The 19929-nt window shown below is 61.6% G+C and carries 17 protein-coding genes and 1 tRNA gene; 8 read left to right on the forward strand and 10 right to left on the reverse strand.

Going from position 1 to position 19929, the window contains the following annotated elements:
* Positions 1 to 13: 13 nt before the first annotated feature.
* Genes EN914_RS02925 through EN914_RS02935 form a run of 3 tightly spaced genes read right to left on the reverse strand, consistent with a single transcriptional unit; the run spans position 14 to position 2846 of the window.
* Positions 14 to 1615 (reverse strand): acyl CoA:acetate/3-ketoacid CoA transferase, encoded by a 1602-nt coding sequence (locus tag EN914_RS02925; protein ID WP_024502746.1) that lies wholly within the window; start codon positions 1613 to 1615, stop codon positions 14 to 16.
* Positions 1612 to 1791, reverse strand: coding sequence for a hypothetical protein (locus EN914_RS02930; RefSeq protein WP_013529705.1), 180 nt, complete (start codon positions 1789 to 1791; stop codon positions 1612 to 1614). Before EN914_RS02930 ends, EN914_RS02925 begins: the two co-directional genes overlap by 4 nt.
* Positions 1788 to 2846, reverse strand: a complete 1059-nt coding sequence (locus EN914_RS02935) for a LacI family DNA-binding transcriptional regulator (RefSeq protein ID WP_024502745.1) — start codon at positions 2844 to 2846, stop codon at positions 1788 to 1790. The genes EN914_RS02930 and EN914_RS02935 overlap by 4 nt, the downstream gene beginning before the upstream one ends.
* A 238-nt stretch (positions 2847 to 3084) precedes the next feature.
* Here EN914_RS02935 and EN914_RS02940 point away from each other — a divergent pair, with 238 nt between their 5' ends.
* Complete coding sequence (locus tag EN914_RS02940; RefSeq protein WP_024502744.1) at positions 3085 to 4239, forward strand: dihydrodipicolinate synthase family protein; 1155 nt, start codon at positions 3085 to 3087, stop codon at positions 4237 to 4239.
* Positions 4240 to 4294: 55 nt separating this feature from the next.
* On the opposite strand, the gene EN914_RS02945 is transcribed toward EN914_RS02940, so the two are convergent.
* Both EN914_RS02945 and EN914_RS02950 read right to left on the reverse strand, forming a co-directional pair.
* Positions 4295 to 6463 carry an alginate lyase family protein gene (locus tag EN914_RS02945; protein WP_245265319.1) on the reverse strand — a complete coding sequence of 723 codons (2169 nt, stop codon included), beginning with the start codon at positions 6461 to 6463 and terminating at the stop codon, positions 4295 to 4297.
* A 228-nt stretch (positions 6464 to 6691) separates the two neighbouring features.
* Positions 6692 to 6982 carry a hypothetical protein gene (locus tag EN914_RS02950; protein WP_127219021.1) on the reverse strand — a complete coding sequence of 97 codons (291 nt, stop codon included), beginning with the start codon at positions 6980 to 6982 and terminating at the stop codon, positions 6692 to 6694.
* Between the two features lie 201 nt (positions 6983 to 7183).
* Between EN914_RS02950 and EN914_RS02955 the strand changes: the two genes are divergently transcribed.
* Together EN914_RS02955 and EN914_RS02960 are read left to right on the forward strand one after the other, a co-directional pair.
* Positions 7184 to 7516 carry a lysozyme inhibitor LprI family protein gene (locus EN914_RS02955; protein ID WP_224621359.1) on the forward strand — a complete coding sequence of 111 codons (333 nt, stop codon included), beginning with the start codon at positions 7184 to 7186 and terminating at the stop codon, positions 7514 to 7516.
* A 14-nt stretch (positions 7517 to 7530) separates the two neighbouring features.
* Positions 7531 to 7926: a hypothetical protein gene (locus tag EN914_RS02960; RefSeq protein ID WP_013529710.1), complete on the forward strand. Its 396-nt coding sequence runs from the start codon at positions 7531 to 7533 to the stop codon at positions 7924 to 7926.
* A 427-nt stretch (positions 7927 to 8353) separates the two neighbouring features.
* On the opposite strand, the gene EN914_RS02965 is transcribed toward EN914_RS02960, so the two are convergent.
* Complete coding sequence (locus EN914_RS02965) at positions 8354 to 9121, reverse strand: Stf0 family sulfotransferase (RefSeq protein WP_024502740.1); 768 nt, start codon at positions 9119 to 9121, stop codon at positions 8354 to 8356.
* 402 nt (positions 9122 to 9523) lie between these two features.
* Between EN914_RS02965 and EN914_RS02970 the strand changes: the two genes are divergently transcribed.
* Positions 9524 to 9730, forward strand: coding sequence for a hypothetical protein (locus EN914_RS02970; RefSeq protein ID WP_013529712.1), 207 nt, complete (start codon positions 9524 to 9526; stop codon positions 9728 to 9730).
* Between the two features lie 274 nt (positions 9731 to 10004).
* Here EN914_RS02970 and EN914_RS02975 read toward each other — a convergent pair.
* Both EN914_RS02975 and cpdR read right to left on the reverse strand, forming a co-directional pair.
* A tRNA-Val gene (locus tag EN914_RS02975) sits at positions 10005 to 10079 on the reverse strand.
* Between the two features lie 116 nt (positions 10080 to 10195).
* Positions 10196 to 10558 (reverse strand): cell cycle two-component system response regulator CpdR, encoded by a 363-nt coding sequence (gene cpdR / locus EN914_RS02980; RefSeq protein WP_006199474.1) that lies wholly within the window; start codon positions 10556 to 10558, stop codon positions 10196 to 10198.
* Between the two features lie 163 nt (positions 10559 to 10721).
* Between cpdR and EN914_RS02985 the strand changes: the two genes are divergently transcribed.
* Together EN914_RS02985 and hisN are read left to right on the forward strand one after the other, a co-directional pair.
* Positions 10722 to 11663 carry an N-formylglutamate amidohydrolase gene (locus EN914_RS02985; protein WP_013529713.1) on the forward strand — a complete coding sequence of 314 codons (942 nt, stop codon included), beginning with the start codon at positions 10722 to 10724 and terminating at the stop codon, positions 11661 to 11663.
* A 301-nt stretch (positions 11664 to 11964) separates the two neighbouring features.
* Positions 11965 to 12738 carry a histidinol-phosphatase gene (hisN, locus tag EN914_RS02990; RefSeq protein ID WP_024502739.1) on the forward strand — a complete coding sequence of 258 codons (774 nt, stop codon included), beginning with the start codon at positions 11965 to 11967 and terminating at the stop codon, positions 12736 to 12738.
* 17 nt (positions 12739 to 12755) lie between these two features.
* On the opposite strand, the gene EN914_RS02995 is transcribed toward hisN, so the two are convergent.
* A complete protein-coding gene (locus EN914_RS02995) occupies positions 12756 to 13733 on the reverse strand; it encodes an alpha/beta fold hydrolase (RefSeq protein ID WP_024502738.1) in 978 nt (325 codons plus the stop codon).
* Positions 13734 to 14214: 481 nt separating this feature from the next.
* On the opposite strand from EN914_RS02995, the gene EN914_RS03000 reads away from it, so the two are divergent.
* Positions 14215 to 14682, forward strand: a complete 468-nt coding sequence (locus tag EN914_RS03000; RefSeq protein WP_013529716.1) for an Hsp20 family protein — start codon at positions 14215 to 14217, stop codon at positions 14680 to 14682.
* 127 nt (positions 14683 to 14809) lie between these two features.
* Here the strand turns inward: EN914_RS03000 and EN914_RS03005 are convergent, their stop codons facing one another.
* Positions 14810 to 15859 (reverse strand): low specificity L-threonine aldolase, encoded by a 1050-nt coding sequence (locus EN914_RS03005; RefSeq protein WP_013529717.1) that lies wholly within the window; start codon positions 15857 to 15859, stop codon positions 14810 to 14812.
* 490 nt (positions 15860 to 16349) lie between these two features.
* On the opposite strand from EN914_RS03005, the gene gltB reads away from it, so the two are divergent.
* Positions 16350 to 19929, forward strand: a 3580-nt coding sequence (gene gltB, locus EN914_RS03010) for a glutamate synthase large subunit (protein WP_127388996.1), incomplete at its 3' end; no start/stop codon positions are given.

The raw sequence follows: 19929 nt of genomic DNA on the forward strand, positions 1-19929 counted from the left end.
GGTGACGAGAGGCTCAGCCACGCGCGCCTCCGAGCGAGGCGCCGCCATTCAGCGACAGGCCTATCGGTTGCTCCTGATAGAGGGCTGCCGGTGTCGTCTTGAGGTCCCTGGCAACGGCCAACGGAATTTCCGACTGGGCCAGCACATCACGCTGCAGATCGATGCCGGGTGCGAGTTCTGTGACGACCAAGCCCTCCGGCGTCAGCTTCATCACGCAGCGTTCGGTGACATAGGTGATGTCCTGTCCCTGCGCCACCGCGCGCTTGCCCGAAAACGAGATGTGCTCGACTTCGTTGACCACCTTCTTGACCTTGCCCTCGTGGTCGATGCGGATGCCGCCATCGGCCAGAGACAGCTTGGCGCCGGCATTGAAGAAGCCGGAGAAGACGATCTTCTTCGCCCGTGCGGTGATGTCGACAAAGCCGCCGGCGCCGGCGGTGACATGCGGCCGCGCCGAAAGCTTCGAAACATTCACAGAGCCGTGTCGATCGATCTGCAGGAAGGACAGCAGCGAGGCGTCGAAGCCGCCGGCCTGGAAATAGATGAACTGGTGCGGCGAGGGCATGAAGGCGTCGGCGTTCGATGAGCAGCCGAATTTGAAGTCGAGCAGCGGCACGCCGCCGACCGCGCCCTGTTCGATCACCCAGGTAATTTTGCCGTGCTGGCCTTCCTCGAGAAGGATGCGCGGCACATTGGCGGAAATGCCGAACCCGATGTTGACGGCCATGCCGTCGCGCAACTCCATGGCGACGCGGCGCGCGATCACCTTCTGCACGTTCATCTCCGGCGTGCGGAAGCTCGACAGCGGCCGGAAGATTTCTCCGGAGATCGCCGGGTCGTAGGGTGTCAGCGTCGTCTGCAATTGGTCGGGCGCGACGACGATATGGTCGACCAGAACGCCGGGGACGCGCACGTCATGCGGTTTCAGCGTGCCGTTCTCGACGACGCGCTTGACCTGCGCGATGACGATGCCGCCATTGTTGCGGGCGGCGAGCGCCTGTTCCAGGCCGCCGAGATAGGCGCCCTCATGCTCGTAGGTGAGGTTGCCGCGCTCGTCGGCCGACGTGGCGCGGATGATCGACACCTGCGGCACGATAGAGCGGAAATAGAGCCATTCCTCGCCGTCGAACTGCTGCACCGAAACGATCGGCTCGCTGGCGGCGGCGTTCATGGCGCAGCCCTGGTGGCGCGGGTCGGCGAAGGTGTCGAGACCGACTTTGGTCAGCACGCCCGGCCGCTTGGCCGCGGCTTCGCGGTGCATATCGAACAGGATGCCGGACGGCACGTTGTAGGCGGCGACCGAATTGTCGCCGATCATCTTCCAGATCTGCGGCGGTTCGGAAGAGGAGGGGCCGGACGGGTAGGAGCCGCACAAGGTACGCTTCAGCAGTCCCGGCTTGGCCAGATGGTCGATGCCTTTGATGCCATACATGTCGCCGGCTGCGATCGGGTGCAGCGTGGTGATGTTCTTCGGATGGCCTTCTGCGTCGAAGCGTTCGCCGATCGCGGCGAGCACCGCATCGGGGCAGCCGAGGCCGCTCGACGAGGACACCGACACGACCATGCCGTCCTTGACCAGGCCGGCTGCCTGCGCCGCGGAGACCACCTTGCTCAATTCACACTCCCGAGCTTAGGCTCGATTGCGACCGCCTTGCCTGATTTCGCGGTTTGCAATGCTGCTTCAACTGACGCCGATGACCAGATGCTGTCCTCGCCTTGCGCGCGGATGGCGTTGATCATGAACTGCCTGACGATCGTGCTGGCACCGATCAAGCTCCATTTGACGCTCATGCAGCGCCTCCCGAACCGGCCGCCCTGTTTCGAATGCGGCGATCCGGGCCGCAGCTTTCCCTGACCACCAGATTGACCGCGCCGATATGGTCTTCGGCCCGTGTTGTGCGTGACTGGATCATTTTCAACATGACATGGGCGGCGCGTTCGCCAAGACCCGCCGAGTCCACCGCGACGCTGGTCAGAGCCGGCATGTAATGCTCGGCCTCGGCCACATCGTCGAAGCCGACGATGGCGAAATCAACTCCCGGCTCAAGCCCGCGCTTGCGCAGCGCCAGCATGGCGCCAAAGGCGACGGCGTCGTTGAAGCAGAGTGCCGCGGTCGGCGGTTCAGCCATTGCGAGAGCAGTTTCGAGGCATGCGATACCACCTCTGCGGCTGGTCTCTCCCTCGACGACCAATGCGTCGCGGTCAGAGATGCCCTGCGTCTCGCAGGCTTCGCGAAATCCGCCAAGCCGCTCGTGATAGACGACGAGATCGGACGAGCCGCCGAAGAAGACCAGCCGGCGATGTCCCTTGCCGATCAGATGAGCGGTGGCGAGATAGGCGCCGCGATGATTGTCGGGCGCGATGACCGGAATGCGGCTCTCGGGAAGCCGGCGCATGGCGAAGACCACCGGCAGACCTGCCGTCTCGATCCGCCTGAAGGCGCCCGGCGTCGTGCCGCGAGCCGGCGACACGATGAGGCCGGCGACGCCTTGCTCCATCAGCGACTTCAGCACTTCTTCCTGGCGCACCGGATTTTCCGCCGTGTTGGCGATGAACGGCACGATGCCGGCCGACTGGAAGACCCGCTCCATGCCGACCGCCAGCTCTGCGAAGAAAGGATTGGTGAGATCGTTGATGACCATGCCGATGACGTTGGAGTGCGCCTTGCGCAGATTGGCGGCGCCGCGGTTGTAGACGTAACCGACATCCTCGATCGCCTTGCGCACCTTGCTCGCTGTTTCGGGCCGGATCAGTCCGCTGCCCTGGAGCACGAGCGATACCGTCGATTTGGACACGCCCGCTTCGCGGGCGATGTCGAATATCGTCGCCTTGGCCCGGTTGGCCATCCAGATGCATCCTCCCGACTGCAGGCCCAAAGCTATTGGAACGTTCTAATCTCTGCTCCGCTCGTGAGTCAATCGGGATTTTTCCCGCGCCTCGAACGTCGATTGTGTGTACTCAAATGGCATGCTCCATAAGGCTTTCTTGTTGCAATGCAGCATTTCATCCTGCAGGGAGTTCGAATTTTAAAGGCCCTTGATTTATTGGAACGTTCCATTTAGTACGTTGCGAAGGGAGCGATGGATGGACATTTCCTTGCCTGGTGAGGGTGTCGGCAGCACCCGGTACACGCTGGTCGGCGAGCCCGTGCAGCCTGACATCGGCGCGCGATTTTCGCGTATCGCCTATGCCGCCGCGCACGTCGTTGCCGATCCGCTCGCCATGACCGATCCGTGGTCCAGACCGGTGGTCGACTGGGAGAGGACGATGGCGTTCCGTCACCATCTGTGGCGGCTGGGCTTCCGCATCGCCGAAGCGATGGACACGTCGCAGCGCGGCATGGGTTTCGACTGGGCAAACGCGCAGGAATTGATCCGCCGCTCGATCGCCGAGGCGCGCACGGTCGATGGCGCCGATCTCGCCTCGGGCGCCGGCACCGACCATCTGGCGCCCGCCGCCGCCAAAACAATCGATGACGTCATCAAGGCCTATGAAGAGCAGTTCGCTTTTATCGAAGGGCTCGGCGGCAAGGCGATCATGATGGCCAGCCGGGCGTTGGCGGCAGTTGCCAAAGGGTCGGACGACTATGTCAGCGTCTATGACCGCATCCTGTCGCAGTCCTCCGGCAAGGTCATCCTGCACTGGCTGGGCGACATGTTCGATCCGGCGCTCAGGGGCTATTGGGGCAGCGAGAATTTCGAGGTCGCTCTCGATACAGTCGTTGCCATCATCGAACGCCACGTCGGCAAGGTGGAGGGGATAAAAATCTCACTGCTCGATGCCGGCAAGGAGGTCGCGCTGAGGAACCGTCTGCCGGACGGCGTCGTCATGTTCACCGGCGACGATTTCAATTATCCCGAACTGATCGCCGGCGACGAGAAAAGGCACTCGCACGCATTGCTCGGTATTTTCGACGCCATCGCGCCGGTCGCCAACGCGGCGCTGGCGAAACTGGCGGAAGGCGACCGCGCCGGCTTTGACGCGTTGATGGCACCAACCGTGCCGCTGTCGCGAAAGATCTTCGAGGCGCCGACCGAGTATTACAAGGCCGGCCTCGTCTTCATGGCCTGGCTGAATGGCCATCAGGATCATTTTGCGATGGTCGGCGGCATGCAGTCGGCGCGCGGCATCCGTCACTATGCCGACGTGTTCCGCCTTGCCGACCAGGCCGGATTGCTGGCCGATCCGGAACTGGCGGTCACCAGGATGAAGAGCCTTTGCACCGTCGCGGGCGTTTGAAGCGCGGAAAGTGGTTCTCATCATCGACGTGACAGGCCAGGAATGCCGGGCGTCGCTAACGTCTCCGCCACAGCCAAAAAGGCGCGATTGCCTCGTCTGGATGAAAAATGGGCTTGGTCGCCCTTCCCAGATCGGCAGGTGGCATTCCTGCGGGATCATGGTGCGTCAGGTCGAGAAGCAGCGGCCCAAGCCGATCCGGATCGACAGTTTCGGCCGACATGGTGTGTGGCTTGTTCTCGTGCGCAACAAGCCAGTGCAGCGCCTGGACCAGTCCCAGTCCCTCGGCTGTCTTGTGTTGCCAGAGATTGTCACCGACCGAAGACAGGACACGAGCCAGCGACGTCCAGCCTTGCAAGGTAAACATGGCGTAGTGCCTGGGGCGCGTGCGGGACAGTTCCCTGGGCAAGGAGCCATCGGCTGCGATCTGGGTTGCTAGTCTCTCCCGAGCATAGAGGCTGATCTTGGCCAGGGTGGCGCTATCGCCAAGAAACGTGGCGATCGATGCCCGCTGCAAATCGTAATATGTTCCTTGGTTGCTGCTGCTGCAGAAGGCCGTCGCGGCTGCCGGCGCGGTGTCCAGCCATTCGCAGTAGGAACCGAGCCAGGCTCTGAACGCCTCGCGATCCTCGTCGCCCAGTACTCCTGTTCGCTCGAGCAGGCGTACGGCATCCAGGAAGAAATAGAAATCCTTCAGCTCGATGATGCCGTGGCCGGACCCTTCATTGTTGTCGTGGCCCGACCGCACCTGCGCATAGCGCAAATGCGGGTTCATTCTTGTCCTGGGATCGATAAACCATGCGCGAATGAGCCTGGCGGCGTGGACGGCATAATGATGCCCATCAAGCACGGTTGCGGCGAGCGCAAGCACGGTTGTGTCGTCGAAGACGCGCTGTAAGCGTGTGCGATCGTAGGTTTCGCTTCCTGCTGCATACAATGCCGTGCCGGGCACGCGTTCGCCATCGCGCCGGATATAGGGCAGGCCGTCGGGTCTGTCGGGGGCGGGCCACCAGTAAGGCGCGGGGTGAAAATAGTCCTGGGGATCCCCGCTGGGGGCTAGGCCAGTCTTGTCGAGCACGCTGAACGGACCGCGGGCGAGTGCCTGTCCGGCCGCGGTTTCGAGATGGTGCAGGATGGGCCCGTCCTTCACCGCGTGGGCCAGGGCGTCTTCGTCATAAAAGGCCAGGCGGGAGGTATCAAGCCGAGCGGCGACTGCCTTGGCGTCACATTGATCGACCATATCGACGATCGCCTGATCGCGGCTGACCAGACGCGCGACGAAGCCGGCCTTGCCGATCTCCAGATGCGAACGCCCTGAATCCAGGCGCGCCACCCAGCCCGCTTTCTGGAGCAGCCCGGCATCCGCCGCCCGGACCGGGCGTGGAAAATCCCAGGCGTCGTCGCGGTAGCGGTCCCAGGGGCCAGGAACTGCCAACCGCCACAGCATCTCGATTTTTGGCCGCCTTCCGTAACCATAGTTTTCGTCGAACAGTTGCGTGGTATCGGCTCGAAATATGATCTGCGGCTCCTCCTCGGCCGGCGGCTGGAAGCTCTGGTCCAGCAGAAGCGCATTGTCGACAATGCGCGCCATGGGCACCACAGCGTAGGGAAGGTGCGGGTTTTTCTCGATCGCGGACCGTATCCGCTGGAACGCAGAGTCTGTCAGGTAGCAGTTCCCGTCCCAGGGCATCAGCCATTTTGCCCTGTCGCGGGCAATCGCGAGCGCGGCGTTGCGAGCCCCATTGTTGTTCATCACATAGAGGTTCTTGCTGCGGCGGATGTGCGTTTCGTAACGCGCGGACTGTCCGCTCGCCCGGCCCTTCTCTGAGAATCGGAGGTCGCCGGCAACAAGCTGCTCGACGTCCCAGGATATCTTCCGGTACTGATCGAGTTCGAAGGGGATTGTATGAAAATTCTGGCGGCGGCTTTCGAGCAGGCCGATGATCCGGGCTTCCTCGTCGGTGTCGACTATTCGATTGACGATCCAGAATTTTTCGCAGGCGTCGAAGACCGGTTCGTTGTCCAGAATGAACAGCACGTTGTCGAATGACTGGCCCTTGCGGTGTCGCGGTTCCAGATCATTGCCGATGATCCGGACGAGCATGAAGCTGTCGGCAATCTGCGAGATCGGCGACGCCGTGTAAGTCTCGCGGGCGGCCTCGATCCGCTTGCCGAGTTCGCGCCGGTATTCAGCGTTCTGCTTTGCGGAAATGAGCGCGTTGCCCAATGTCGACCACGGCGACCGCAATTGCGTGCGCACACGGTTCAGTTCGCGATATATCTTCGGCCAGGACGATAGTTTTGTCCTACCGGGCTGTGAGCTCATGACGGCACGCAGGGAGACCGGATCCCGATCACCGCCTCGGGGATGCGCGCGGTTTCGCCAATCATTCCGACTTCGACTCTGGACCATTTCTGAGCGTGAGGCGACCAAGCCCTGAATTGTGCGACACGATCAATCATGGAAAACGTCTCTCGCATGTAACGTTGCGAATGTCCTGTTACGTTCTGCTGCATAAGTGACGGCAGGTTGCCAGGCAACGCCGACAGGACAATGCGATAAATCAAATCCGAAAACCACATAGCATGGCAAATGCCCCGGCATCGGCGATTCGCCTTCACGCAAAGGCAAGCTCGCAAAAGATGCGCCGGTGATCGCAATTTTCTTGGAACCAATCCTCCCGGCGCGCGACCAAGCGATGTGTCCAAACATGGTCAGCTTGTGGCGGCCGCATTCGACCGCCATTGCATCGAATGCATGAGTTATCTGCCACTCCCCGCAATCACCTCACGGCCCTAGCCTCGTCCGTCCTGCATTGTTGAACCCGACAACCCTTTGCTTACTATACGGTTTTCCAGGCCTTGCCGGCTGCTCCTATGCGTGCTTACTTGTGGTTGTTTTCATGAGGGGGATACAATCATGCGTTTTCTACTTGCTGCGGTCGCCATGCTGTCGTTCGCCGCCACCGCGGCTCTGGCCGATCCAGCTTCGGACTTCAAAAGAGCCGATCAGGCATTGAACCAGACCTTCAAGCAAATCCAGAAGCGGCTTACGGATGATTCCGACGGCAAGGCACGGTTCGTGAAAGCGCAGAGAGCGTGGATTGCGTTCCGCAACGCCGAATGCACGTTTCAATCCAGCGGTGACGATGGTGGCTCCGCGGCGCCGATGGTTGCCGCTGCTTGTCAGGCTGACCTGACCAAGGCCCGCACCAGGCAGTTGAAGGCCTACCTGAACTGCCAGGAGGGTGACCTCTCTTGCCCGGTGCCATCAGAATAATCTGGAGTGACAAAATGCCGAATTTCAAGATGAGATATGTGCTGATCGCGCTTGTGCCGTTGGCGGTTGCCGGTTGCGTCAGCGCTGAGGATCAGCGCGCAATGGATCAGCAACAGTGCGCGTCTTACGGCTACAGGCCAGGAACCAACAGGTTTGCCGACTGCATGATGCAACAGACCTCACAACGTTCAGAAGATGAGCAGCGCTCATTGGATCGCATGGCCGCGCAAGAACAGAGAGACAAGGATCGCAAGGAAGCGCGTCGAAAGGACGACAGCTACATCGATCCAAGGCCGAGTTACGACAAGGATGGCAATCCGAATTTCGACACTCAAGGCAATTACCAAGGGTGTCACGGCGCGGGATGTTTGGTCGACAATCCAGACAATAACGATGACGATGACCAGTAGGCTGGCTCCGCGAGGCTCTCCTTCCTGCCCCCTATAGTTCGGACCTCAACCCAATCGAGAAACCCTCCGCCAACTTCAAGCACTACATGCGGCGTTGCGCCAGGTGCAGGCTAGAAGTCAACCCAAATGCGAACCGCTCTACCTCTGGCGCACAGCCGGGAAATGCCGATCCTGCACACGCGATCCGCGATTCCATCAGCTTGAAGGATGGTTCCGGAACTTTTTGCCGCAATGGCAGGTTCGAGCGACATGACGAAACTATCTGCCCCCTGGCCCGCCGTTCCCAGCAAGCTGCACGGCGGCCAGGATATCCCGGAAGAGAGCATTTCTATCCTCCAGGTGTTCTGGAGGAAGAGCCGGGGCATTGAGCGCTGGAACCGAGCCAGCTGCAACGATCATCGAATTCCCCCGAAGAAAGTACCTGCCTCTAGAAGCGCTTTCGGATCAGGGGCCGTTTCAGGGCAAAGCGGGCGATATTGTCGAGCGTTCTTGGCACCGCCATCTCCCCGATGCCCTCAATGGCGCCCTTGGCCGCTGCGTCCTCACGAAAGCGCACTATCCATTCTTCCGTGAGGCTGTCCCGTTGAATAGTGAATCTCGAATTGGCGGTGTCTTCCGGGACCTGGACGCCCATATAATCCGCCACAGCTTCCAGATAGGGCCGTGGGTCTTGCTGCAAATCTTCGTAGACGAATTGACGACAATCCAGCCCCGCAAGTTGTAGGTAGGACCTCCAGAACGCATAGCTTCGATCAATCTGGAAATACGCTTGGCTGATGTCGGCGAAGCTATAAGGAACAGAGCGCGGATTGACTTTCCCTTCGTGCCGGCTCGTCCACATTCCAGACATCCTAGCTCGGTAGAACGAAATAGCTTGCTGAATTCGGTCGCGACGTTCCAACAAAATGAATTCCAAGCCGTGTTTTCTTCGAATCTCGAATAGAAAATCCTTTCCGAATTTCTCCTTACACCAGGCCAGATGGCGCGGAAACAACTTGATCGCAAACCGCCCGTTGTCGGTCGACGCTTTCTCGATGACCGCTTTTTCAAGATCATCATAGGTGCGGGGATCGAAGCGTAGATAGGCCGGATCAAGCCATTCCTCCGACCGTCCCATCAGGCCAGTTGCGTTCGTCAGGCTTCCCAGCCAGTTCGAACCGCTTCTTCCCTCTGTAAGAATCGCAACGCCCCGCATAAAATCCTCACTTCACCTTGTCCCGGAACGCATGCCGCAAGGCCCGCTTACCTTCAACCCAAATCAGCGCGGCGTTCCCGCCCCATGTCCAGGAACACCGTGCTCAGCTTATTGCCGCCGTGATCTTCGTTGCCATCTTGTCGGCATCACCAGGGCTTTGGCTGGATTCCAGACCAGATGACCACACAATTCATCTAGGACGCCGCATCGGCCGCCATCGTCATCGTGGGCGTGTTCGCCGTCGCCGACACGTCGCCACGCGATTGCTGCGCCTGCCCAGGAGTGTCCTCTGTCGAACAACCGTGAGGGTTGTTTTCGCCGCCATCACTATTTTTGTGAACCAATTCACCCGAGGCGCGACCAAGTGATGTGTCCAAACATGGTTCATCAAGGAGAACTCTTATGTTTACTGTCTCGAGAAACGTCTTTTTGGCCGCCATCGCCGTTTCGGTGCTGGCCGGCTGCAAGACAACCGCTCCCAGGGAATGCGACAAGCTGAAGCCTGGCGTCACCTATAACGGCAAATGCTGCGGCATCGGCGAGCCTTGCCGCGAAGGCAAGGGCGGCGGCGACAGGCCGGGAAATACGCCTGATCCAGCGCCGCAATGATCTGATTGCGTGTCGCCCGTTCCGGTCAGCGCTGGGACGGGCGCGTTGCGCTCGAAAGCTCGCCAACGTCCAGCCTCCCCTTGAGGCACCGAAACCGTCCACCTCTGTGTAACGCGCGCCCTGGACGGCCCTGTGCCACGCTGTGCCCTGCTTATCCCAAGTGAGGCGTTCTTCCGCCACCACCTCGACGCTGCTCATCCCGCGCGCCATGCCCACGCGCTTTGTCTGGCGAGCCGGCCAGCATGTCGATCCAAGTCTGATTTGTCTGGTTGGATGGTGGGCGTGACAGGGATTGAACCTGTGACCCCTGCAATGTCAATGCAGTGCTCTCCCGCTGAGCTACACGCCCATCCGAAGCCGCGCATACACCATTTTTGATCCAGCGCGTCAATAGCAGGAAAAAGGAAAGAAGGCGTCGTCTCGCCGCAGTGGCGAAGAGGTGCGGCGCCTCGCCTAGAAAACGGCTCAGGCCGCCTGCAGCATCTTCTCCACCTCGTTGACGAGGTCGCGCAGATGGAATGGCTTCGACAGGACCTTGGCGTCTTTCGGCGCCTTGGAATCCGGGTTCAACGCAACAGCGGCGAAACCGGTGATGAACATGACTTTCAGATCGGGATCGATCTCGGTGGCGCGGCGCGCCAGCTCGATGCCGTCCATCTCCGGCATGACGATGTCGGTCAGCAGCAGCGAGAACGGCTCTTCGCGCAGCCGCTCATAGGCGCTGGCGCCATTGTCGAAATCGCTGACCTGGTAACCGGCGCGCTCCAGCGCCTTGACGAGGAACCGACGCATATCGTCGTCGTCTTCCGCCAGAAGAATGCGTGCCATGATATCCTGTCCGAATCACCCGCCCGAGATTGCCGTTGGGCAAGCCCGTTAACCATCCTGTATATGAGGAGGTGAGGGTAAACATCAAGTGAACGCAGACGACGATGATCCATATTTGCCGGGGGTGTGCCGCCGCTGAAATGCTGGACACGCGGCCTGCAAGGTGGCACTTTCACATCATGATGCACTGGTGTTTTCGGGTTCGTTCAAATTGAAGACGGCAGCCGAGGATTTTTCGGTCTTTCCACCCTTCGAAATCCGGTCGGGCGCCGAGCAGCGCGTCCCCTTCCTCTTCAATTCGCCGCATAGCGGCCGCTACTATCCCGAACGGTTCCTGGCCATGGCAAGGCTGGACCGCAACGCCATCCGCCGGTCGGAAGACTGTTACGTCGATGAGCTGTTCGGCGGTGCCGTGGCGCTCGGCGCGCCGCTGCTGGCGGCGAATTTTCCGAGGGCCTATCTCGACGTCAATCGCGAGCCGTGGGAGCTCGATCCTCGCATGTTCGCCGAGCCAGTGCCGTCCTTCTGCAACATCCGCTCGGCGCGGGTGGCGGGTGGGCTTGGCACGGTGCCGAAGCTGGTCGGCGAGGGGCTCGACATCTATTCCGGCCGCCTGCCGCTGTCGGAAGCCGTTGCCCGGATCGAAACCGTCTACAAGCCCTATCACGAGACGCTGAAGCGGCTTTTGACCCGGACCCATGCGCGGTTCGGTTTTGCCGTGCTGATCGACTGTCATTCGATGCCGGCGAGCATCCGTGTCGGCGACAGCGGGCTGCGGCCCGACTTCATCATCGGCGACCGTTTCGGCATCTCGGCAACCGCCGCCCTGACCGAGACCGCGATCGGCCTGCTCAGCGCCATGGGCTATTCGGTTGCCCACAACAAACCCTATGCCGGCGGCTTCATCACCGAGCATTACGGCCGCCCGGCGCGCCATCTGCATGCGCTGCAGATCGAGGTCAATCGCGGGCTCTACATGAACGAACGGACATTCGAGAAGGCCGCCGGCTTCGATGCGCTGGCCGACGATCTGACGCGGTTCTCAGCCGACCTGATGTCGATGCCCGACCATCATTTCATCGACCTGCCGCTGGCCGCGGAGTGAAATCGCGGCGTAAAAAAAGACCGCATCGTTTGCACGATACGGTCGAAGTCTAGGGAGGAAACGCCCAAGGAGGGCATGGACAGGAAACCCTGTCCGAGGTCAAGGGTATTGTGCGTTGCACAAATGTCAAGCGACCTTCAGGCTTTTTTAATTCACTCTGATGTGGAAATTGCGTTTCGACGACGCTTATGTGACATCCGGGCAACAGATGCCGTGGCGGAGAAGTCGTCGAACACACTTGTTTTGGTACGAAATTGGCGGCAGAGCACGGCTCGGACATGCTGCAGTGCGGGAGAATCAGTTGGACATCAGTGTCGATTTCATGCGCCGCATTGCGCAGGTGGCAGCGGCGGAGACCTTGCCGCGCTTTCGTGCCCAAGGCGCGGTCGCCAACAAGGAACAGGGCAGTTTCGATCCGGTCACCGAGGCCGATCGCGAGGCCGAGCGCGCCATCCGGGCGCTGATCTCTGCCGAGTATCCCGACCATGGCATTCTCGGCGAGGAGCATGGCAGCGAGAACATTTCGAGCCGGCATGTCTGGGTGATCGACCCGATCGACGGCACGCGCGCCTTTATTTCCGGCCTGCCGGTGTGGGGCACGCTGGTCGGGCTGACGGTCGACGGTGACGCCGTTGCCGGCATGATGGCGCAACCCTTCACCGGCGAGCTGTTCTACGCCAACGCCTCAGGTTCGCACTATGAGGGGCCGGGCGGGCCGCGAAAACTGACGACCCGCAAGACGACGAAGTTGGACCAGGCGACGCTGTTCACCACCACGCCGGCGCTATTCAAAGGCGAAGCGCGCAACCGTTACGATGCATTCGAAAGACAGATCCAACTCGCCCGCTATGGCGCCGATTGCTATGCCTTCGCCATGATCGCTTCGGGAAGCGTCGATATCGTCGCCGATCCCGGTTTGAAGCCATACGACATCGTGGCGCTGATCCCGATCATCGAGAAGGCAGGCGGTGTGGTCACCACATTCGATGGCGGGCCTGCGGAAAAGGGCGGCGATGTCCTGGCGGCTGCAACGCCGGAACTCCACGCAGCTGCCATGGCCGCCTTGCGCGGCTGACCAGCGACCGGCGGCCGTCAGGCCGTGGGGTCGTCGCTGCCGGGAATGAAGGCGTCGAAGGCGGCGAGCAATTGCTCGCGGTAGATGTCGGCTTCCTGCAGGATTTCGTGGCGGGAGCCGTCGATCATCAGCAATGAACCGAGCCGCAGACGCCTGGCGTAGGCTTCGACAGCCCTGGTCGAGACGACCTGGTCGGCGCCGGCGGCGATGATCAGCAGCGGGACCTGGATCCGGGCCATGAAGTCGGGGTCGTTGACGGCTTCCGAAGCTTTCGCGGCTGCCCGCAGCCAACGGATCGTCGGCCCGCCAAGCGCCAGTTGCGGGTATTCTTCATAGATCCGTGTGTTGCGCCGATAGCGTTCCGGGTCCGATGTCAGCTTGTTGGTCTCGAAAGGGGCCGTTACCCTCGGCCGCGGACCCCAGGCGGCATAGAGCCGGCCGAGGCCGAGAGCGCAGAACAGGGAACAGACGCGGCGAACCGTCGAGATCGAGACCGGCAGGTCGGGCAGCGTCATGAAAGGCGCGATCAGCACCATGCGCCGGACGCGGTTCACCATCGACGGCGCGGCCAGCAGGGTGATCAATGCGCCTGCCGAATGGGCCAGGATGTAGTAGGGTCCGCGGCAATCGGGCAGCACGATCTCCTCGAAGAACTGTTCGAGGTCGGCGGTGTAGTCGCGGAAGCTGCTGACGTAGCCGCGCTGGCGATCGCGGATCAGCCGGTCTGAATCGCCCTGGCCGCGCCAGTCGAGCGTGGCGACGCCAAAGCCACGATCGGCAAGGTTGCGGATGGTTTCGAAATATTTCTCGATGCACTCGTTGCGGCCGGTGAGCAGGACCACGGTGCCCTTCATCGGGCGAGCGACCGCGCCGAACAGGCCGTAGCGGATATTCTTGTGGTCACGCGTGGTGAAGAAGCCGCCGGCGGCGTTTTCCGGCCGCGGATTGCCCTCGATTTCGTGAAAAAGGGAGTTTTCGGTGAAAAGATCCGTCATTCGGCGCTTCGTGCTCGGCGTCTCGCATGCCCGCCTGCGCTGGCCGGCTCCGCTAAGGTGATAGACGCCCATGCGCCAAAAGCCAAGGAATTCCCGGTGACTGACTGGGCTGCAACAGGGAAGGCCGGAAGCCGCTTGAAAGCGTGCTTCCGGCCTCTGTCGATCCGGGAGGAAGGGACGTTACACCCGGTCGGCCTCGTTGCGGTGCCTGTTGTGCAATCGGCGCCGCCAGTCCTTGATCCTGGAATGGACTTTAGCGCCGGCTGCCTGAACGCGCGCCGAAGTGCCGGTTCATCTGCCGTTCATCAAGGGTCCGGCCGCCGTGGCTTTTGCCGCCAGGTGAAATCTTGAAATGCTTTCCAGCGCTCCCCAAATGTCTCGTGCGGTCGCCAATGTCGGGGCCGCTGGCCCACCCGAAACGCCGCTCAAGGGTTTCGCACCGGCCACACGCAAACCATGTTGCTCAACAGGAGAACACCTCATGCGTCACGTTGATTTTTCCCCGCTTTATCGCTCGACCGTCGGCTTCGATCGTCTGTTCACGATGCTCGATTCGCTTGCGCAGCCGGATGGCGCGCAGACCTACCCGCCCTACAACATCGAGCGCACCGGTGAGGATTCCTACCGGATCTCGATGGCGGTTGCCGGCTTCTCTGACGAGGAAATCTCGATCGAAGCCCATCGCAACGTGCTGACCGTCAAGGGTGAGCGCAAGGACGAGGGCACCGGCGAAGGCTCTGAACTGCTCTATCGCGGCATTGCCTCGAGAGCCTTCGAACGCCGCTTCCAGCTTGCCGACCACGTCGAAGTTGTCGGTGCTTCGCTGAAGAACGGCCTGCTGTTCGTCGACCTCAAGCGCAACATCCCCGAGGAGCTGAAGCCGCGCAAGATCGCCATTACGGCGTCTTCGGCCAAGGCCAAGCAGATCGAGGCCAAGACCGCTGCCTAAACTCTGTTCTGACGCAATTCCGGACGGAAAACCGCCTAACACTTTTCCTGGAATTGCTTTGAAGTCTCCTCCCGAGACGGAAGCGGCGCCGAAAGGCGCCGCTTTTTTGTTATCGGGGATTTCGGTATCAGGCGATCAGCTGGCCAAAACGGTCGACCTCATCGGCCGTCGTCGCGAAGCTGGTGACGAAGCGATACAGCAACTCGTCCTCGCTGATGTGGCCGTCAAAGCCGTGCGGCTTGTGCCAATCATAGAACGCCGCACCCGCTGCCTGCAGCTTTTCAGCTTCGGCTTTCTTGATCACTGCGAAAACCTCGTTTGCCTGCGGCAGCCATGCCAGCTTTGCCGTGGCCGAATCCTCGATCGCGGCGGCAAGGCGTGCGGCCATGGCGTTGGCGTGGCGGGCGGTGTCCAGCCACAATCCGTCTTTGAAATAGGCCTCGAACTGCGCCGCGACGAAGCGCGATTTCGAAAACAGCTGGGCGGCGCGCTTGCGCAGGAACGCCAATTCCCTGGCACGATCAAGATCGAACAGCACGATCGCTTCGGCGCACCAGCAGCCATTCTTGGTGCCGCCGAAGGACAGGATGTCGACGCCGCGTTTCCAGGTCATTTCGGCTGGCGACGTGTCGAGCGCGACCAGCGCATTGGCAAAGCGGGCGCCGTCCATGTGCAAGGGCACCGAATATCGTTTGGCGATCGCCGCGATCGTCTCGATCTCATCCAGGCCGTAGATGGTGCCGACCTCGGTCGACTGGGTGATCGAAACGGCCATCGGCCGTCCCCAATGGACGATTTCCGGTGCGAAACGGCCGATGGTCCTTTCCAGATTGTGCGGATCGATCTTGCCCAGCGCGCCATCGATCTCATGCAGGCGTGAGCCGCCGGAAAAATACACCGGCGCGCCGCATTCGTCCTCGATGACATGCGATTCGCGATGAGCAAAGGAAATGCCGCCCGGCTTGTTGTAAGCGGTCAGCGCCAGCGAGTTGGCGGCCGTGCCGGTGGCGACGAAGAACACCGCGACCTCGCGTTCGAAAATCTCGCTGAAGCGCTGGTAGACTGCCTGGTCGAGCGCTCCGTCGCCATAGGCGGTGGAAAAGCCGCCGGCATTGGCCGACAGGCCGGCGGCAATGTTGGGGTGGGCGCCTGCCCAATTGTCGGAAGCGAAGAACATGCATCTGCCTATGTCTTGGGAGAACGGGGGGTTGGGAAATCAGACTGAAGTTGACCGGTTTCGCGTGCTGATCGCAAGGGCCAGGCGCCGGAAAAACAGTAAAGCCAGCCAACGGGCAAAGCCCAGGCCGACGACTGAAGCTTACGTTTTTCCTCAGCTTCGCGACATTTTCTGTCGCGAATGCCCCAAGTTTTTTTCAAATCGGTCTTGTGTGCGTCCGGGATTTCTGCCATAAAAATTTAGGACAGTAGTGCTGTCTTATTTTGTCGCACAAAACGAGCTGGATTGGCGTATCATTTGGGCCTCTCCGGCTGTTGCCGCGAGCGACAGGTGGACAGCCAGACTCTGGCCTGTACGATTACCAGATGCGATCCATGCGGAAAGCCGCCTGGTTCGACAGGATTTCGCAAGACGTGCCACAAGGATCAGGGTGAGCCAAGCGCTTGCCGAGGCAAACCAGCGCCTGAATGGCTGGGAAGGAGGACAGGAGATGACGGACATGACGCACTCTGCGACGAACGGCCAGGCCGCGCAGACGAAAGCGGCAACCGTCAAAACCACCTTGCGATCCAATATTGGCCGAAGCGCCAACGGATTTTCCGCCCAGGGCCTCTACGATCCACGCAACGAGCATGACGCCTGCGGCGTCGGTTTCATCGTCAACATGAAGGGCGTGAAGTCGCATCAGATCGTCGAGGACGGGCTGGCTGTGCTCGAAAACCTGACGCATCGCGGCGCCGTCGGCGCCGATCCGCTGGTCGGCGATGGCGCCGGCGTGCTGGTGCAGCTTCCCGACCAGTTCTTCCGTGACGAGATGGCAGCCCAGGGCATCGAGCTGCCGCCGGCGGGCCAGTACGGCGTCGGACACTGGTTCATGCCGCAGGACGCGGCCCTTCGCGCCCATATCGAGGACATCATTGCCGAATCGGCGCAATCCGAGGGACTTCCGCTCATCGGTTTCCGTGACGTGCCCGTCGACAATTCGTCGCTGTCGAAGGCGCCCGACATCGTGGCATCCGAGCCGTTCCATCGGCAGATCTTCATCGGCCGCACGCCAGACATTACCGATGACGAGGAATACGAGGCCAGGCTCTATCTGCTGCGCAAGGTCATCTCGGGCCGCATCTATGCCGAGAACGACAACATGGACATCGGCGCCTATTGCGTGTCGCTGTCGGCGCGCACCATCGTCTACAAGGGCATGTTCCTGGCTTATCAGGTCGGGGCCTACTACAAGGACCTCAAGGACCCGCGCTTCGAAACCGCGCTGATCCTCGTCCACCAGCGCTTCTCGACCAACACGTTCCCGTCATGGAAGCTGGCGCATCCCTACCGCATGGTCGCCCACAATGGCGAGATCAACACCGTGCGCGGCAACAACAACTGGATGGCTGCGCGCCAGGCGTCGGTCGATTCCGAACTGTTCGGCAACAACATCTCGAAGCTGTGGCCGATTTCCTATGATGGCCAATCCGACACCGCCTGCTTCGACAATGCGCTCGAGTTCCTGTTCCAGGGCGGGTACAGGCTCAGCCATGCCATGATGATGCTGATCCCGGAAGCCTGGGCCGGCAACAAGCTCATGGATGCCGATCGCAAGGCCTTCTACGAATACCATGCGGCATTGATGGAGCCGTGGGACGGACCGGCGGCGGTGGTCTTCACCGATGGCCGCCAGATCGGCGCCACGCTCGACCGCAATGGCTTGCGCCCGGCACGCTACATCGTCACCGACGATGACCGCGTCATCATGGCCTCGGAAGCCGGCGTGCTGCCGGTGCCGGAGGAGAAGATCGTCAAGAAGTGGCGGCTGCAGCCCGGCCGCATGCTGCTGATCGACCTGGAGAAGGGGCGCATCGTCTCCGACGAGGAGCTCAAGTCGGAGATCGCGACCAAGCATCCCTACAAGACCTGGCTCGCCAACACGCAGCTGATCCTCGAAGATCTGAAGCCGGTCGAACCGCGCGCGTTGCGCAAGGATGTCAGCCTGCTCGATCGTCAGCAGGCATTCGGCTACAGCCAGGAGGACACCAAGCTGTTGATGTCGCCGATGGCGACGACAGGCCAGGAAGCGGTGGGCTCGATGGGCACCGACACGCCGATCTCGGCGATGTCGGACAAGTCGAAGCTGCTCTACACCTATTTCAAGCAGAACTTCGCCCAGGTCACCAACCCGCCGATCGACCCGATCCGCGAGGAGCTGGTGATGAGCCTGGTGTCCTTCATCGGGCCGCGGCCCAACATCTTCGACCTTGTCGGCAATTCGCGCCGCAAGCGGCTCGAAGTTCGTCAGCCGATCCTGACCAATGGCGATCTCGAGAAGATCCGCTCCATCGGCCACACCGAGGACCGTTTCGACACCAAGACGATCGACATCACCTATGGCTCCGCCGAAGGCGCCGCGGGCATGCAGGGCGCCATCGATCGGTTGTGCGAGCGGGCGGAGGCGGCGGTTGCCGGCGGCTACAACATCATCATCCTGTCCGACCGCCAGGTCGGGCCCGACCGCATCGCCATCCCGGCGCTGCTGGCGACAGCGGCGGTCCATCATCACCTGATCCGCAAGGGGCTGCGCACCTCGGTCGGCCTCGTCGTCGAATCCGGCGAGCCGCGCGAAGTGCATCATTTCTGCTGCCTCGCCGGCTATGGCGCCGAGGCGATCAATCCCTACCTCGCCTTCGACACGCTGCTCGACATGCACAAGCGCGGCGAACTGCCGAAGGAAGTGGACGCCTACGAAGTCGTCTCGCGCTACATCAAGTCGATCGGCAAGGGCATCCTCAAGGTGATGTCCAAGATGGGCATCTCGACCTACCAGTCCTATTGCGGCGCGCAGATTTTCGACGCCATCGGCCTGAAGACCGATTTCGTGCAGCAATACTTCACCGGCACCGCGACGCTGATCGAAGGCGTCGGCCTGGACGAGATCGCGGCCGAGACGCTCAGCCGCCACAATGACGGTTTCGGCAACGACCCCGTGCTGCGCAACAGCCTCGAGGTCGGCGGCGAATACATGTTCCGCATGCGCGGCGAGGCGCATATCTGGTCGCCAGATGCTGTCGCCACCTTGCAGCACGCCGTGCGCCAGGGATCGTGGGAAACCTTCAAGGACTATTCCGCCCAGATCGACAGCGAGACGGCCCGCGCCCAGACCATTCGCGGCCTGTTCAAGCTCAAGCTGGCCGGGGAAACCGGCCGCAAGAAGGTGGCGCTCGACGACGTCATGCCGGCGGCCGACATCGTCAAGCGGTTCTCGACCGGAGCGATGTCGTTCGGTTCGATCTCGCGCGAAGCGCACACGACGCTGGCGCGCGCGATGAACCAGATCGGCGGCAAGTCGAACACCGGCGAGGGCGGCGAAGAGGCCGACCGCTATCTGCCGCTGCCGGGCGGCGGCAAGAACCCGGAACGCTCGGCGATCAAGCAGATCGCCTCGGGACGTTTCGGCGTCACGGCCGAATACCTCGTCAACTCCGACATGATGCAGATCAAGGTGGCGCAGGGTGCCAAGCCCGGCGAGGGCGGTCAGCTGCCCGGCCACAAGGTCGACGCCACCATCGCCAAGGTCCGGCATTCGACGCCGGGCGTCGGCCTGATCTCGCCGCCGCCGCATCACGACATCTATTCGATCGAGGATCTGGCACAGCTGATCTACGACCTGAAGAACGTCAATCCGGCGGCCGACGTGTCGGTCAAGCTGGTGTCGGAAGTCGGCGTCGGCACGGTCGCGGCGGGCGTCGCCAAGGCGCGCGCCGACCACATCACCATCTCTGGCTATGACGGCGGCACCGGTGCCTCGCCGCTGACCTCCCTCAAGCATGCCGGCAGCCCGTGGGAAATGGGCCTTGCCGAGACACACCAGACGCTGGTGCTGAACGGCTTGCGGTCGCGCGTTGCGCTGCAGGTCGATGGTGGCTTGCGCACAGGGCGCGACGTCATCATCGGCGCGCTGCTCGGCGCCGACGAGTTCGGCTTCTCGACCGCACCGCTGATCGCGGCCGGCTGCATCATGATGCGCAAATGCCATCTCAACACCTGTCCGGTCGGCGTCGCGACGCAGGATCCGGTGC

It is taken from the genome of Mesorhizobium sp. M7A.F.Ca.CA.001.08.2.1 (assembly GCF_003998455.1).
In the GTDB taxonomy this organism is placed as follows: Bacteria; Pseudomonadota; Alphaproteobacteria; order Rhizobiales; family Rhizobiaceae; genus Mesorhizobium; species Mesorhizobium ciceri.

Bases quoted from the DNA above. Each gene is read 5' to 3' on its own strand.
- EN914_RS03005 (WP_013529717.1), bottom strand. From the start codon at position 15,859: ATGTTCTTCGCTTCCGACAATTGGGCAGGCGCCCACCCCAACATTGCC.
- cpdR (WP_006199474.1), bottom strand. From the start codon at position 10,558: ATGGCACGCATTCTTCTGGCGGAAGACGACGACGATATGCGTCGGTTC.
- EN914_RS02995 (WP_024502738.1), bottom strand. From the start codon at position 13,733: ATGACGGATCTTTTCACCGAAAACTCCCTTTTTCACGAAATCGAGGGC.
- EN914_RS02965 (WP_024502740.1), bottom strand. From the start codon at position 9,121: ATGCGGGGCGTTGCGATTCTTACAGAGGGAAGAAGCGGTTCGAACTGG.
- EN914_RS02950 (WP_127219021.1), bottom strand. From the start codon at position 6,982: ATGGCGGTCGAATGCGGCCGCCACAAGCTGACCATGTTTGGACACATC.
- EN914_RS02930 (WP_013529705.1), bottom strand. From the start codon at position 1,791: ATGAGCGTCAAATGGAGCTTGATCGGTGCCAGCACGATCGTCAGGCAG.
- EN914_RS02935 (WP_024502745.1), bottom strand. From the start codon at position 2,846: ATGGCCAACCGGGCCAAGGCGACGATATTCGACATCGCCCGCGAAGCG.
- EN914_RS02955 (WP_224621359.1), top strand. From the start codon at position 7,184: ATGCTGTCGTTCGCCGCCACCGCGGCTCTGGCCGATCCAGCTTCGGAC.
- EN914_RS02940 (WP_024502744.1), top strand. From the start codon at position 3,085: ATGGACATTTCCTTGCCTGGTGAGGGTGTCGGCAGCACCCGGTACACG.
- EN914_RS03000 (WP_013529716.1), top strand. From the start codon at position 14,215: ATGCGTCACGTTGATTTTTCCCCGCTTTATCGCTCGACCGTCGGCTTC.
- EN914_RS02960 (WP_013529710.1), top strand. From the start codon at position 7,531: ATGCCGAATTTCAAGATGAGATATGTGCTGATCGCGCTTGTGCCGTTG.
- EN914_RS02970 (WP_013529712.1), top strand. From the start codon at position 9,524: ATGTTTACTGTCTCGAGAAACGTCTTTTTGGCCGCCATCGCCGTTTCG.